Annotated in this window: 10 protein-coding genes, 1 tRNA gene and 2 pseudogenes; 5 read left to right on the top strand and 8 right to left on the bottom strand. The window is 63.7% G+C overall.

Annotated elements, in window-relative coordinates; translation table 11 throughout:
• Positions 1 to 35: 35 nt before the first annotated feature.
• The gene (locus AYJ54_RS24405) at positions 36 to 512 is read left to right on the top strand and encodes a DUF3775 domain-containing protein (protein ID WP_063702846.1); all 477 of its coding nucleotides are present in this window, start codon (positions 36 to 38) and stop codon (positions 510 to 512) included.
• A 149-nt stretch (positions 513 to 661) separates the two neighbouring features.
• Here the strand turns inward: AYJ54_RS24405 and AYJ54_RS24400 are convergent, their stop codons facing one another.
• A complete protein-coding gene (locus AYJ54_RS24400) occupies positions 662 to 1,444 on the bottom strand; it encodes an SDR family oxidoreductase (protein ID WP_063702844.1) in 783 nt (260 codons plus the stop codon).
• 126 nt (positions 1,445 to 1,570) lie between these two features.
• Positions 1,571 to 2,083, bottom strand: a complete 513-nt coding sequence (locus AYJ54_RS24395; protein WP_063702842.1) for a CvpA family protein — start codon at positions 2,081 to 2,083, stop codon at positions 1,571 to 1,573.
• A 148-nt stretch (positions 2,084 to 2,231) separates the two neighbouring features.
• On the opposite strand from AYJ54_RS24395, the gene AYJ54_RS24390 reads away from it, so the two are divergent.
• A complete protein-coding gene (locus tag AYJ54_RS24390; RefSeq protein ID WP_063702840.1) occupies positions 2,232 to 2,993 on the top strand; it encodes an SDR family oxidoreductase in 762 nt (253 codons plus the stop codon).
• Between the two features lie 295 nt (positions 2,994 to 3,288).
• Here the strand turns inward: AYJ54_RS24390 and AYJ54_RS24385 are convergent.
• Together AYJ54_RS24385 and AYJ54_RS24380 are read right to left on the bottom strand one after the other, a co-directional pair.
• Positions 3,289 to 3,717, bottom strand: a pseudogene (locus AYJ54_RS24385) (GMC oxidoreductase); the annotation flags it as partial.
• A gap of 275 nt (positions 3,718 to 3,992) precedes the next feature.
• Positions 3,993 to 5,426: a coniferyl aldehyde dehydrogenase gene (locus tag AYJ54_RS24380; RefSeq protein WP_063702835.1), complete on the bottom strand. Its 1,434-nt coding sequence runs from the start codon at positions 5,424 to 5,426 to the stop codon at positions 3,993 to 3,995.
• A gap of 310 nt (positions 5,427 to 5,736) precedes the next feature.
• On the opposite strand from AYJ54_RS24380, the gene AYJ54_RS24375 reads away from it, so the two are divergent.
• Positions 5,737 to 5,813, top strand: a tRNA-Met gene (locus AYJ54_RS24375).
• 111 nt (positions 5,814 to 5,924) lie between these two features.
• Here the strand turns inward: AYJ54_RS24375 and groL are convergent.
• Both groL and AYJ54_RS24365 read right to left on the bottom strand, forming a co-directional pair.
• Complete coding sequence (gene groL, locus AYJ54_RS24370; protein ID WP_063702833.1) at positions 5,925 to 7,550, bottom strand: chaperonin GroEL; 1,626 nt, start codon at positions 7,548 to 7,550, stop codon at positions 5,925 to 5,927.
• 553 nt (positions 7,551 to 8,103) lie between these two features.
• Positions 8,104 to 9,813, bottom strand: coding sequence for a winged helix-turn-helix domain-containing tetratricopeptide repeat protein (locus tag AYJ54_RS24365; RefSeq protein WP_245329118.1), 1,710 nt, complete (start codon positions 9,811 to 9,813; stop codon positions 8,104 to 8,106).
• Positions 9,814 to 9,850: 37 nt separating this feature from the next.
• Between AYJ54_RS24365 and AYJ54_RS24360 the strand changes: the two genes are divergently transcribed.
• A complete protein-coding gene (locus tag AYJ54_RS24360) occupies positions 9,851 to 11,005 on the top strand; it encodes an acyl-CoA dehydrogenase family protein (protein ID WP_161491899.1) in 1,155 nt (384 codons plus the stop codon).
• A 31-nt stretch (positions 11,006 to 11,036) separates the two neighbouring features.
• The gene (locus AYJ54_RS24355; RefSeq protein ID WP_063702829.1) at positions 11,037 to 11,939 is read left to right on the top strand and encodes a GNAT family N-acetyltransferase; all 903 of its coding nucleotides are present in this window, start codon (positions 11,037 to 11,039) and stop codon (positions 11,937 to 11,939) included.
• Between the two features lie 44 nt (positions 11,940 to 11,983).
• On the opposite strand, the gene AYJ54_RS24350 is transcribed toward AYJ54_RS24355, so the two are convergent.
• Together AYJ54_RS24350 and AYJ54_RS47755 are read right to left on the bottom strand one after the other, a co-directional pair.
• Positions 11,984 to 13,042: a Cj0069 family protein gene (locus AYJ54_RS24350; RefSeq protein ID WP_063702827.1), complete on the bottom strand. Its 1,059-nt coding sequence runs from the start codon at positions 13,040 to 13,042 to the stop codon at positions 11,984 to 11,986.
• 21 nt (positions 13,043 to 13,063) lie between these two features.
• Positions 13,064 to 13,824, bottom strand: a pseudogene (locus AYJ54_RS47755) (IS5 family transposase).
• Positions 13,825 to 13,892: the final 68 nt, after the last annotated feature.

Raw genomic sequence — 13,892 nt, 5'->3', positions numbered from 1 at the left:
ATGCGGCGTTATCGCGGGAACTTAAGGAGGGACTGATGCCAGAGCTTGCGATTTCCGCAGAAAAAGTCGCCTTCATCATCGAGATGGCGCGCGAATTCGACGTCAAGGAGATGGACTCCGATCCGGATTCCGGCTCGAACCCCACCGATGACGACGCGGTCGATGTCCTGGAGGATGACGGCTCCGATCCCGTCGGCGGCGAGCTCGGAAGCTTCATTGCGGCCTTGAACGAGGACGAGCAGGTCGATCTCGTCGCGCTGACCTGGCTCGGACGCGGCGACGGCACGATCGAGGAGTGGGACGACTTGCGCGCCCGCGCCGTGGAGGCGCGAGGCGCGTATCGCAGGCCCCGGCACGAAACGGTGCAATATCTGCTCGGCGACCCGATGCTGGGTGACCTTCTGGCGGACGGCCTCGACGAATTCGGCGTCGACTGGACCGACGAGCGCCTTGCCGCCGATTCCTCCGACACCAGTGAGCGGGACGAAGACGAGCCCACGCGGCGGCGTTGAGTGACTTCACCTCGCCCCGCTTGCGGGGAGAGGTCGGCGCGAAGCGCCGGGTGAGGGGGAGCTTCTGCGAGTCCCGTTGCCGCCGTCAATGTGGAGGCGGCCCCCTCACCCCGTAAGAACGGGGCGAGGGAGCGTACCTGCAAGTGCGGTTACAGCGTGCCCGGGAAGGCGCCGCCGTCGAGCAGGATGTTCTGCCCCGTGATGAAGCCGGCTTTGGCGCCGCAGAGGAAGGCGCAGGCATAGCCGAACTCATCCGGGTGGCCGAAGCGGCCCGCGGGGTTGAGCTTGGCGCGCTCGGCGAGCAGCTGGTCCGGCGTGATGCCGCGCTTCTCGGCCTCGGCCTTGGCGGTGCCGCGCAGGCGATCCGTCTCGAACGGGCCCGGCAACAGGCCGTTGATCGTGACGTTGTTGATCACGGTCTTGCGCGACAGGCCGGCGATGAAGCCGGTGAGGCCGGCGCGCGCGCCGTTGGACAGGCCGAGGATGTCGATCGGCGCCTTCACCGCCGCCGAGGTGATGTTGACGATGCGGCCGAACTTGCGCGCCATCATGCCGTCGACGGTGGCCTTGATCAGCTCGATCGGCGTCAGCATGTTGGCGTCGATCGCCTTGATCCAGTCGTCGCGGGTCCAGTTGCGGAAATCGCCGGGCGGCGGGCCGCCGGCATTATTGATCAGGATGTCCGGATCGGGGCAGGCCTTCAGCACGGCCTCGCGCCCCGCCGGCGTCGTGATATCGCCGACGATCTCGGTGACCGTCACGTCCGGAAAGGCCTTCCGGATCTCGTCGGCCGTCTTCTTCAAAGCTTCGGCGCCGCGCGCGGTCAGCGTGACATGAACGCCTGCTTCGGCAAGCGCGATGGCGCAGGCACGGCCCAGGCCCTTGCTGGATGCGCAGACGATGGCGCGGCGACCTTTGATCCCAAGATCCACTGTTTCACTCCCGTGATGTCAGGCAGGTTTAGAGGCGGCACATTAGCCAACCTCGGCGCCGCTGATAAGGGACGGGCTCGCATCAAAACGCATGGCGTGGCCGTGCGGCGATGCAAATGCGCCTGATCAGGTCCGCCGTTCCTGCTTGAGGCGGTCGATCGCAGCCGCGGCCTCCGGCGGCAGCGACTTGAAACCGATCTGTCCGACCGCCGAGAACAGCGGTCGCAGACGTGAGCCGGCGAGGAACGGCGGCTCGTGTTTGGCTGGCACGACCTTATCGAAAATCAGGACCAGCGTGGTGACGACGAGGCCGACCCGCACCGCACCCAGCGCGGCGCCGCCGAGCCGGTCGCCGATACCGGCCTCGCCGATCGTGTCGTCGAGGGCGACGCGGCCGATATGTCCGAACAGCATGCCGACGAGCAGGAAGATGCCGAAGAACCACATCCAGTTCTGGAGCAGGGGTGCATTCGGATTGCTGGCGATCTGCGGTGCAATCAGCGGCATCAACGCGATCGCGATGGGAGCGGCCAGGAGATAGGCGAGAATGGTCATGGCGCTGCGGAGCAGGCCGGTCCTGAAACCGAAACCGACCGCGATCGCCAGCGCAGTGTAGACGGCGAGATCGAAACTGTTCATGTGCAGACGCCCTGCCTCGTGGAACGAATGAACGGCGAACTGATCATTCCGGTTTCAGATCGCTAAAATCGTCTGTATTGATGGCTCCAAGAGCTCAGGGGAAATCGCCCAAGGAAATCGTCCAAGGAAATCGTCCAAGGAAATCGCCATGTCAGGCCTATTTGACGTCAGTAAAGAAACCATCCTTGTGACCGGCGCGAGCCAGGGGCTGGGGCGGCAATTTGCCCGGGTTCTGGCGGCGCATGGTGCGGCCGTCGCGCTTGCCGCGCGGCAGACCGGCAAGCTGAAGAGCCTGGAAGAGGAGATCCGCGGCAAGGGCGGTCGCGCGGTCGCGGTCGCGCTCGATGTCACCGACACCGCCTCGATCGCTAGCGCCGTCGATGCCGCAGAGGCAGCGCTTGGTCCCATCACCGTGCTGATCAACAATGCCGGCATCGCGATCGAGAAGCTCGCGACCGAGCAGACCGAGGCCGATTGGGACGCGGTGATCGGCGCCAATCTCAAGGGCGCCTATTTCCTCGCGACGGAAGTCGCGCGCCGAATGATCGCGCGCAAGCAGGAAGGCAACATTGTCAACATCGCCTCCGTGCTCGGCACCGGCGTGTTGAAGGCGGTCTCGCCCTACGCGATCTCCAAGGCCGGCATCATCCAGGCGACGAAGGCGATGGCGCTGGAGCTCGCCGGCCAGAACATCCGCATCAACGCGCTGGCGCCCGGCTATATCGACACCGAGATGAACCACGATTTCTGGTCGACGCCGGCGGGGGAGCGCCTGACCAAGCGCATCCCCCAGCGCCGCGTCGGCGCCGAGTCCGATCTCGACGGCGCCATTTTGCTGCTGGCGTCGAAGGCGTCGCGGTACATGACGGGGAGTGTGGTGACGGTGGATGGTGGTTTTCTGCTGAATTGAACGCGGCCGCATTTCTCGACAAGCGAACTTCACTCAGCCGTCGTCCCGGGCCCGCGAGCTTACTCCTACGTCGTCCCGGACAAGCGCAGCGCCTGGCAGCGCGAAGCGCTGTCCAGTAGCGGAGCGCAGATCCGGGACCCATACCCCCGGGAGAAGTTTGGCGAAGACTCGTGGTTACCAATCTCGCGCCACAACCGCTCCCTGGGGTTGTGGGTCCCGGCCTTCGCCGGGACGACGCCGGAGAATGAGGCGGCAGTTTCACACTTCACCGCGACGATGTTGAAGCAGCGTCGCTTTAGCTCGCCCGCACCTCCGCCCTGATCATATCCGCCGCTTTCTCCCCTATCATGATGGTCCGCGCATTGGTGTTGCCGCCGATCAGCGTTGGCATGATCGAAGCATCCACAACGCGCAGAGCCTCAACGCCGTGCACCTTCAATGCGGGATCGACCACCGCCATTGTATCCGTACCCATCCTGCTGGTACCGACGGGGTGATAGACGGTGTCGACGCGCTCGCGCAGCAGCGCGCGGATGTCGTCGTCGGTGGCCACACCGGCGGTGAACATGTCCTTCTGCAGCGCGTGCAGCGCCGGCGTCTCCATCAGCCGCCGCGTGGTCTTGAAGCCCGCGAGCATCGACTCAAGATCATCCTCCTCGCCGAGAAAATTCGGATCGATCAGCGGCGCCTTCATCGCATCACCGCTTGCGAGCGCGACGCTGCCGGCATCGAGCAGCGCCATGGACGTCCCCGCATCCTCCGACAGCCGTCCTGCCGCCGCACAGCCGCCGGAGCCCGCGCCGACGACCACGAAATCGAAAGTGTCAGTCAATTGTATTTCCCCCCTGCATTTTCTTCTCGTCATTCCACATTGCGCAAGGGCGCAATGGGGGCGCGCGAAGCGCGAACCCGGAAATCCATTCATCCGCATCGTTGGTGGCGAGATGGATTCCGGGCTCGCCTCTTCGAGGCGCCCCGGAATGACGGTGTTGAGACGATCTACGACATGAACCGAATCATCTTCTCCAGCCGCGCGATCTTGCCGCCATAGGGTGGGTAGAGGTCGGCGAGCCGGTTGAACTTGGAGCGGTAGAACACCGGCTTCAGCTTGCTGAAGGTGCGAAAGCCCCATTCGCCATGATAGGCGCCGGTGCCGGATGCGCCGACGCCGCCCATCGGCTGGTTGATTTGCGTGAAATGGAACAGGCAATCGTTGACGGTGACCCCGCCGGAGACGGTGCGCGACAGCACCTCGTCGCGGGCAGTGCGGTCCTTGCCGAACCAGTAGAGTGCGAGCGGCCGGTCGCGCCGGTTGACGAAGGCGATCGCGTCAGTCGGATCGCGATAGCCCAGCACCGGCAGCACGGGGCCAAAGATCTCCTCCTGCATCACCGCCATCCCTTCGGTCGCGCCGACGACAAGCGTCGGCGGGAATTTGCGGTGCGCCTTCCAGTTGGGATCGTCAGGTTTTGCCGGTTGCAGGATCTTTGCACCGCGGCTGGCTGCATCGGCCACGAGGCCCTCCAGCCGCGCATAATGCCGGTCGGAGATGATCGCAGTGTAATCCTTGTTCGCGGGATCGGTGCCGAACATCCGCCGCATCTGCGCGCGTACCTTCTCGGCGAAGGCCTGCACAAAGTTCTCCGGCGCCAGCACGTAGTCCGGTGCGATGCAGGTCTGCCCGGCGTTGAGCAGCTTGCCGTAGGCGACGCGTTCGGCCGCCTCTTCGAGATCGGCCGATACGTCGATGATCGCGGGCGACTTGCCGCCGAGCTCGAGCGTCAGGGGCGTCAGATTGCGCCCGGCGGCCTCTGCGACCAGCCGGCCGACGCGGGCCGAGCCGGTGAACACCAGGTGATCGAAGGGCGGCGTCGCAAACGCCTTTGCAATCTCGTCCTCGATGCCGGTGACCAGCAGCTCAGTGGCGTCGAATTTTTGCGCGACCGCCTCCTTCAGCAGCGCCGAGAAGTGCGGCACGAGCTCACTCGGCTTGATGATGACGCGGTTGCCGGCGGCGATGGCCCCGATTGCGGGCGCAAGCGTCAGCTGGAGCGGATAATTCCAGGGCGCGATGATGCCGACCACTCCGAGCGGCTGTGGGATCAGCCGGTTGCGTGCGGGGAGGAATTGCAGCGCGGTCGCCACGCGCTGCGGCGCCATCCAGGTCTTCAGGTGTTTCGTGGCGTGCCGAATCTCAGAGAACACCAGCAGCGTCTCGGCGATGGTGGTCTCCACCGCCGAGCGGTGGCCGAAATCGGCCGAGATCGCCTGCCGGAAGCGTTCTTCGTTGTCGGCGACCACGACGCGCAGGCGTGCCAGCCGGTCGAGCCGTTCGGCGAGGCCAGGGGCCGGTTCGGCCCGCGACCGCGCGACCATGGCGTGGAAGGGGTCCTCCAGCGCCGCTAGCGGGGCGCTCGTCAGGGATCGATCCATGGCGTTTCCCCTCAAAATGGCGTTTCCCCCTTAATCTTGTTGCCGCAAGCTGGCGCTTTGCGGAACTTCTGGCAAGAGAGCGTCAAACAGCCCGAATCTGACCCCGTCCGGCTGTCATAAAGTCGAAAAAAACGTCTCCGCGGGCCTTTCCAAAGCGAGCCCGGGTTGATACATACCCCTCGCACCCGACGGGCTTCGCCCCGGGTTGCCTTCCAAGGAAAGCCTTTGGGACGCGATGAAAGCCGCGCGAGCAGCGCCGGTCCTCCATCCACCGTCTCCGGCATTTTGATGAAGGTGTGCAACGGTTTAACGCGGGGTGGAGCAGCCCGGTAGCTCGTCAGGCTCATAACCTGAAGGTCATAGGTTCAAATCCTATCCCCGCAACCAAGTTTGATCAGAAAGAACCCAGCAATCTCAATGGATTGCTGGGTTTTTTTGCGTTTGGTGCACCAGATTTTAGCACAAACAATAACTCGGTTTCGCCGGTTGGCGCGCTCGTCAGAAATCCATCTGCGGCGTGGCGGAAGCGTGTGCGTCCGGCTTCTTTGGCTTTTCGGCGACGAGGGCTTCGGTCGTGACCAGAAGCGAAGCAATCGAGGCGCCATCCTGTAGCGCGGTGCGGACGACTTTGGCGGGATCGATCACGCCGGCCTTGACCATATCCTCATATTCGCCCGTCGCGGCATTGAAGCCCCAAGTGTAGCTATCCTTCTCGAGCAGTCTTGCGACCACCAGCGAACCGTCCTCGCCGGCGTTTTCAACGATCTGGCGCGCCGGCGTCTGGAGCGCGCGGCGCACGATGTCGACGCCCGCCTTTTGGTCGGCGCCGGTGGTCTTGATGCCCTTGAGCGCCTTCTGCGCCCTGAGCAGCGCGACCCCACCGCCGGGCAGGATGCCTTCCTCTACGGCTGCGCGGGTTGCATGCAGCGCGTCGTCGACGCGGTCCTTGCGTTCCTTCACCTCGATCTCGGTCGCGCCACCGACGCGGATCACTGCGACGCCACCCGAGAGTTTTGCCATGCGTTCCTGCAGCTTTTCGCGGTCGTAATCGGAAGTGGTCTCCTCGATCTGTGCCTTGATCTGCGTGATACGGCCGTCGATGTCCTTTCTCGCGCCGGCGCCGCTGACGATGGTTGTGTTCTCCTTCTCGACCACGATCTTCTTGGCGCGCCCGAGCATGTTGAGCGTGACGTTTTCGAGCTTGATGCCGAGATCTTCCGAGATCATTGAGCCGGCGGTCAGCACCGCGATGTCTTCCAGCATCGCCTTGCGCCGATCGCCAAATCCCGGCGCCTTAACGGCGGCGACCCTTAGGCCGCCGCGCAGCTTGTTGACGACAAGTGTCGCCAGCACCTCGCCCTCGACATCCTCGGCAATGATCAGAAGCGGCTTGCCCGATTGCACCACGGCTTCAAGCAGCGGCAGCAGGCTCTGCAGCACAGACAATTTTTTCTCGTGGATCAGGATATAGGCGTCCTCGAGCTCGACCCGCATCTTCTCGGCATTGGTGACGAAATAGGGCGAGACATAGCCGCGGTCGAACTGCATGCCCTCGACCACCTCGAGCTCGGTGTTGAGGCTTTTAGCCTCTTCAACCGTGATGACGCCCTCATTGCCGACCTTCTTCATGGCATCGGCCAAAAACTGGCCGATCTCGGCATCGCCATTGGCGGAGATGGTGGCGACCTGGGCGATTTCTTCGTTGGCGGTGACCTTCCTGGCATGGCTCTTCAGGTCGCGAACGATCGCATCCACCGCAAGATCGATACCGCGCTTCAGATCCATCGGGTTCATGCCGGCGGCGACCGACTTGGCGCCTTCCTTGACGATGGCCTCCGCCAGCACGGTCGCGGTCGTGGTGCCGTCGCCTGCGACGTCGCTCGTCTTGGAGGCGACCTCGCGCACCATTTGCGCGCCCATGTTCTCGAACTTGTCCTCCAGCTCGATCTCTTTCGCGACCGTGACGCCGTCCTTGGTGATGCGCGGCGCACCGAACGACCTGTCAAGAACGACGTTGCGACCCTTGGGACCGAGCGTGACCTTCACGGCGTTAGCCAGAACATCGATGCCGCGCAGCATCTTTTCGCGTGCCTCTGTGGAGAATTTCACGTCCTTGGCAACCATGATGCGAACCTCCCTGAAACGATTTTCAGCTTCTCGCCCTAAGCCGCCCTCTCGGCATACATGCGGTGCATGAGCGTGCGCTCATTCAGCGGACGGGATTACTTGCATGTCCTCCTTAAGGGATCGGCGATGTCACAAGCGATATCACAGGACGGGAGCCAGAAACCGGCCCTGGGACTAATTCGACCTATGAAAGAAGGGGGGCCGTTCAAGAGGGCGGGCACAGATTTTGGTACTCTCGGAAGGTGTGCCGGGCGGGGCCTTGAGCGGTGCCGCACCGGCGTCGGGGAAGTGTCGCCCTCATGATTCATTTTCCGCGCTCGGAGGGCTAGGAAGCGATAAGGCAGGACTCGGCGCACGACCGGTCGCATTGGAAGCACGAAGCCTAGGCCGCAAACTTAGGAATTTCCTGCTCTACCAATCGCAGGACTCGGGCGTTGAGCCTCCCCGCAACCAAGTTCGATGGCGGGTGCTCAGATCCTCGAACCGCGCGCTCCCACTATCACTGCAGGCTGCAGCTTGTGTCTCGACAGGAAAACGGCAGCGTGTCGTATCAGCCGGTTAGACCCGCCCTGCGTAACCCATCAAGGAAGTGTTCGCGGTCGGCGGGATCCCTGTACCTTCCGGCTCGGGCCTGAGCGAGATCAAGCGTGTTCGCGGGCAGGGCGTCACCATTCTCGTTCAGTTCACGGGAGCGTTCCCGCACGAATGCCTCTGCTTCAACCCGCGCCTCGCCGAGCCGGCCCATCTGCGCATAGCAGGCCGCAAGGAGTCCGTGCGACCACCTATCGAGGGATCGCGCCTCCATCAATGCTTTGACCGCCAGCCCGTACTCGTGCCCCGAATAAAGCGCGAGCGCGTGATACCAATGGTACAGGTTGGGCGGAAAGGGGTTGAGCCGTTTGGCCGCCCCGATCCATGTGAGCGCCTCGCGCCACCGCCCCCAGTAGACCAGGATATTGGCGAAAACGGCGGCGACATCAGCGTCGTTTGGATTGAGCGCGAGCGCCCGGCTGAAATGGATTTCGGCCTTGGCGTCCTCGTTCCGCAGGAACAGCAGCTGCGCGAAGACGCCATGAGACCAGGCGTCGCCGTCGTCGATATCGAGCGCGGTTTCAATCTCGCGAAGCGCCTCGTCCAATGTCGCGGTGGCGGGCGATTCGAGAAACACGTCGCAGACGATGGTCCAGGCGATGTTGACGTGGGCGCGGGCATATTGCGGGTCAAGCGCGACGGCCTTCCGGAAATACTCCCTGGCCTCCGCCATCCCCTTCACGGTCAACTGACGCCACCGCTCGTTCCCCAGCAGAACCAAATCATAAGCGGTAATGCTCGAAGTCCGTTTGCGTCTGGCGATCTCGCGGCCGGCGTCCTCCAGTCGGCCCGGCAGGGCCGCGACGATCGCTCGGACGATCTCGTCCTGCAGGGAGAAGATGTTTTCGAGTTCACGGTCGTAGCGTTCGGTCCAGAGATTATAACCGCTCCCGGCATCGAGAAGCTGGACGGTCACTCGCACCCGGCTGCCGATCTTGCGCACACTCCCTTCGGCCACGTACCGGACGGCGAGCTCGCGGCCGACCCGTTTGATCTCGGTCGACATGCCCCTGTAGGCGAAGCTGGAGTGGCGGGCGACGACGAACAGCGACCTGAACCGCGACAATTCGGCGATGATGTCCCCCGTGATCCCGTCGGAAAAATAATCCTGCGCGGGATCTCCGCTCAAATTCGACAACGGAAGCACTGCGAGCGAGGGCTTGTCGGACACTGCAGATGCCGGTGAGGTCGGCAGGCCCGCTTCGGGCCCGGTCGAAACCGCCGGCCCGACATAGCGGTAGCCGCGGCGCGGCAACGTCTCGATCCAGGTCGCGCCCCCCTCGACGTCGGCAAATATCCGTCGCAGGGCGGCGATCTGCACCGTCAGATTGCTCTCCTCGATCGCAAGCCCCGGCCACGCTGCCTCCATCAGTGCGTCCTTGGAAACGGGCGTTCCGGCCCGCTCGACAAGCAGCCGAAGCAGCGTCACCGCGCGCCGTCCGAGCACGACCGGTTCGGATTGCCGAAACAGCATCTCGGCCTCCGCGTCGAGGCGGTACGGACCGAATTCGTGGATCGTCGCCATGGCCTGGAGACTACATTTTTTGCAACTTTTTCGGAACAGATTCAGGACCTCGGGGGAACGGACGATCATGCTGCAGCGGCGCTGAGAAACTTCGAGCGCTGCCTGATGCGTGATCCCTGCAACGCGGCGGAGGCCGACGATCATGACGCAGTCTGACCTGATGGCCCGTCCCGCTTCGGCCATGATCGCCGGTACCCCCGATCGCGTCTGCAGGACGCTCGCGGCCGTCCAGGCGGTGGCCCCGCTGATCGCAGCGGGGCGCGATGATTTCGACGGCGGCCGGCGCTTGCCCGATGCGGTTTTCGGGGCGCTGGCCGATGCAGGCCTGTTTCGCCTGTGGCTACCGGAAGCGCTCGGCGGGCCCGAGCTGTCTCCCTTCGAGTTCATGAGCGTCGTCGAGGCCGCCTCGGCGCTCGACGGCTCGGTCGGCTGGCTCGTCGGTAACGGCGGCGGCATGAGCCGGATCGGCGGCTACCTCGGTGAGGCCGTCGCACGCGATTGGTTTGCCGACCGGCATAGCTTTGTCGCCAGCTCGACCGGTGCGGTCGGCACTGCGATCCCGGTCGATGGCGGTTATCGCGTTTCCGGACGCTGGCCGTTTGGCAGCGGCGCGCATCACGCGACCCGATTCATGGTGCTGGCCAGCGTCAAACCCGAGGATCCGGACGCGCCACTCATCTGCTGCTATCCAGGCCGGGGCGACGTCACGATCCTCGACAACTGGCATGTGTCCGGACTGCGCGGCACCGGAAGTTGCGATTTCGAGGCACGGGATATTTTCGTGCCAGCCGCCCACGCCCATCCCTTTCTCGGATTGCGACCGACCCAGGCCGGACTGCTGTATCGCATGCCGCCGTCATCGGTGTTCGCGTGGAGCATCTGCGGCGTGCCGCTCGGCATCGCGTCGGGCGCCATTGCCTCGTTCGCGGAGCTTGCCTGCCGGAAAAGCCGTCTGGGTACCCGGGCGTTGCTGCGCGATCGCGAAACCGTTCAGGCGACGGTCGGGCGGACGAGAGCGATGCTTCGCGCCGCCCGCGCCTTCCTGATCGATGCCATGAGGGACTTGATGGCTGTGACCGAGACGGGCGGCGAATGGCTGGTGGAGGCGCGCGCGACCATTCGGATCGCCAACGCCCATGCGGCCGAGACTGCGATGTCCATCACCGACATGCTGGCAGCCAGCGCGGGCACGGCCGCCATCTTCGAGACCTGCTCCCTGGAGCGTGCGGTCCGCGACGTGCACGCCGCAGTGAAACACATCGCGATGAGTCCGAACAATTACATTATCGCCGGACGGCTGGCGCTTGGGCTCGATCCCGGCACGGCGAGGTTTTGAACGCCACGCAACCATCTGACGGAGTTGCCCGATGCCTGTGGTTTGCCGGCCGGCACGTGCGCAGGATCTCGAATTCGCCGACACCCTCGTCGTCTCCAGCATCAACGATCTCACGGAACGGCATGGCTTCGGGCCCATGGCCGTCTCCTCCCCTCCCAGGTTTCAGTTGTTCTCCTTGGAGGACGATGCCGACGGCCTGTGGGTGGCGGAAGAGGACGGCCGGATCCTCGGCTTCGCCTGGAGTTGGGTCTGCGGTGACATGTGGTTTCTGGCGCAGCTGTTCGTGTCGCCCGATCACCAGGGGCGGAGCGTGGGCAACGAGCTGATCAAGCGCACTCTGGAGCACGCCAGGACATCGGGCGCTTCGAACAGGGTGCTCATCACCTTCAGCTTCAACACGGTCTCGCAAGGACTCTACATCCGCCACGGACTGCTTCCGCGATTTCCGATCTACAGCGTCAGCGCATCGCGAGAGCATTTGATCGGCCGCTTGCAGGGCCCGCAATTCGACTTCACGCCGATCGAGGAAGAAGTTTCGAGCCTGCGTCGCCTCGCGCAGGCGGACAAGCTGGTTCTTGGTGTGTCGCGCGAAAAGCATCACCGCTATCTGATCAACGATATCAGGACGAGAGGGTTCAATCTCTACGACGGAAGCGATTGGATGGGCTACGCTTACGTGGACGCCGGCGGACACATCGGACCGCTCGCCGTCACGGAGTCCCGCGCCGTCGCTCCCGCGTTGAGGACGGCGATGCGCCTGGCGGCAGAGAGCGGCTCGTCGCGGGTATCGGCATTCTTGCCTGGCGCAAGCGAGGCGGCTCTCAACACCGCGATGGAGCATGGAATGCGCATCAAGCTTCCGATGTTGCTGATGTCGTCGCGTGAATTCGGCAACTGGGTCCAGTATCTACCGCGCAACCCGGGCTTCATGTGATCGCGAAGGATCCCACACCGGCAGAAGTGGAAGCGGTCGACTCCTCAGGGCTTGGACCGCAATCGATCGACAACCCGGCAGGCGATCTCTGCCGATGCCTCGTGGGGAATCGGGAAGACCGAGCTCACGTTGATCTCGCCGAGCACGTAACTGTCAGTCCCGTCGGCGCTGGGCGGGCCGAGCATGAAGTCCGCATCCCAGATGATCGGAAGATCGCTCCTCGGGATATCCAGTAAGGAGGTGAGCTGTGGCGTCCACTCGTTTTCCATCAACCGGCGCAGGCGCTGGAAGCGAGGGTCGGCATGAGAGGTGTAGAGCCGCGGTCCGGCTTCGGCGCGCGCAGCCGGTGCCTCGACAAGCGCCTTGACCTTGTGGTGGCCGAAGCCGGCGCAGCGATCGCCGGCCATATAACAGCGCACCACACCTTCACTCAGGCGCGCCTGGAACGGCTGATCGATCACGCAGCCGTCTTCGAAATACCCGGTGCACCGATCGAGAAATTCATCCAGTGTCATTTCCTCCGCCGCGTCCTTTGTGGCATCAAGGACGCGTACCATCGGCCGGTTGCCCGGACTTGCCAGCGTCTCGACCTTCGAGACGCCCTGACCGCCATTGCCGCGGTTGCGCTTGATGACGCGTGGCCCGGCGGTGAGCCGTGACGGCAATTCCGCGCGCATCGCCTCGGCCGTTTGATAGAGGGCCATGTCGCAGCCCCAGCTCATCGTACGGGTACGATGGAGCACCTCCTTGGTGCCCATTTTGAGGATTACATCGGGATGGGCGCTCACCCACACGCCGCGCGCCGCAACCTCGCGCAGCAGCGCGTCAAGATTGGCGCGGTTGCGCCCCTCGTGAATCGGGTTGACCCAGACGAGCACGCCGTCGAACGTGGCGAGCTGCGCGCGCACGGTGTCGCGAACATCGTCCTCATACACCACCGGTTCCGCATCGACGCCGATATCGTCGAGCGCGGCGAACATTTCCTTGAACCGGCTGGTCTCTGGCGAGGCACTGCGGCGCGCCGCTGCATCGCCTCGCCAGAGGATGGCGATGCGGCCGACGCGAGCTGTGGGCTTAGACATGGAAAACGGCTCCGGATTCATTGGTCGATCTAGGGTCCAGACTCAATTGATCCAATAGGCGACGATGGCTGCGATGTGGACGGCAGCCAAGAAGTTTCTGGCGAGTTTATCGTAACGAGTTGCGACACGCCTGAAATCCTTGAGCCGGCAGAAGCAACGCTCGATAACATTGCGCCCTTTATAGATGCGCTTGCTGAAGTTGTGGAAGGTCACCCTGTTGGATTTGTTTGGAATGACGGGCTTGGCGCCACGATTGACGATTTCGGCGCGAAAGCCGTCGCCGTCGTAGCCTTTGTCCCCAATGAGGGCAGACATGGGCGGCGCGAGTTCCAAAAGGGCCGGCGCTGCGGCAATATCTGCGTCCTGGCCCGGAGTGAGATGAAATGCGCAGGGTTTGCAATCAGGGTCGCTCAGCGCGTGGATTTTCGTGGTCCGCCCGCCGCGCGAGCGGCCGATCGCCTGTTCATGTTCCCCCCTTTTCCGCCGCTCGCCGAGCGATGCGCCTTGATCGAGGTGGAGTCGATGGACAAAGTCACGCCATCCTTGCCGCAGCGGGCGAGCGCTTCAAAGATCGCCTGCCAATGTCCGCGCTTGGCCCAGCGATTGAACCGATTGTAGATCGTCGTGTAAGGACCAAAGTCGGGCGGGCAATCGCGCCAGCGCGCGCCACACTGAAGCATGTGGATGATACCGCTGATGATGCGTCGATCATCTTCGCGCTCCGGTCCGGTCTGGTTCGTTGGCAGATGCGGCTTTATCTGAGCCCACTGCTTGTCGTTGAGCCAGAACAGCCCCTTGCGCATCAAAGCCCCCGTGCCGAATCAGTTCGGGTGCAAGAGAATCAGAGCGCGCTAATTAGGTACAGACCCTA

The organism is Bradyrhizobium centrolobii (genome assembly GCF_001641635.1).
GTDB classification, from domain to species: Bacteria; Pseudomonadota; Alphaproteobacteria; order Rhizobiales; family Xanthobacteraceae; genus Bradyrhizobium; species Bradyrhizobium centrolobii.
The sequence above is the reverse complement of the archived record's forward strand: the minus strand, read 5'-3'. Positions and strand labels throughout refer to the sequence as shown.

Bases quoted from the DNA above. Each gene is read 5' to 3' on its own strand.
- AYJ54_RS24355 (WP_063702829.1), top strand. From the start codon at position 11,037: ATGCCTGTGGTTTGCCGGCCGGCACGTGCGCAGGATCTCGAATTCGCC.
- AYJ54_RS24365 (WP_245329118.1), bottom strand. From the start codon at position 9,813: ATGATCGTCGGCCTCCGCCGCGTTGCAGGGATCACGCATCAGGCAGCG.
- groL (WP_063702833.1), bottom strand. From the start codon at position 7,550: ATGGTTGCCAAGGACGTGAAATTCTCCACAGAGGCACGCGAAAAGATG.
- AYJ54_RS24395 (WP_063702842.1), bottom strand. From the start codon at position 2,083: ATGAACAGTTTCGATCTCGCCGTCTACACTGCGCTGGCGATCGCGGTC.
- AYJ54_RS24380 (WP_063702835.1), bottom strand. From the start codon at position 5,426: ATGGATCGATCCCTGACGAGCGCCCCGCTAGCGGCGCTGGAGGACCCC.
- AYJ54_RS24350 (WP_063702827.1), bottom strand. From the start codon at position 13,042: ATGAATCCGGAGCCGTTTTCCATGTCTAAGCCCACAGCTCGCGTCGGC.
- AYJ54_RS24405 (WP_063702846.1), top strand. From the start codon at position 36: ATGCCAGAGCTTGCGATTTCCGCAGAAAAAGTCGCCTTCATCATCGAG.
- AYJ54_RS24360 (WP_161491899.1), top strand. From the start codon at position 9,851: ATGATCGCCGGTACCCCCGATCGCGTCTGCAGGACGCTCGCGGCCGTC.
- AYJ54_RS24390 (WP_063702840.1), top strand. From the start codon at position 2,232: ATGTCAGGCCTATTTGACGTCAGTAAAGAAACCATCCTTGTGACCGGC.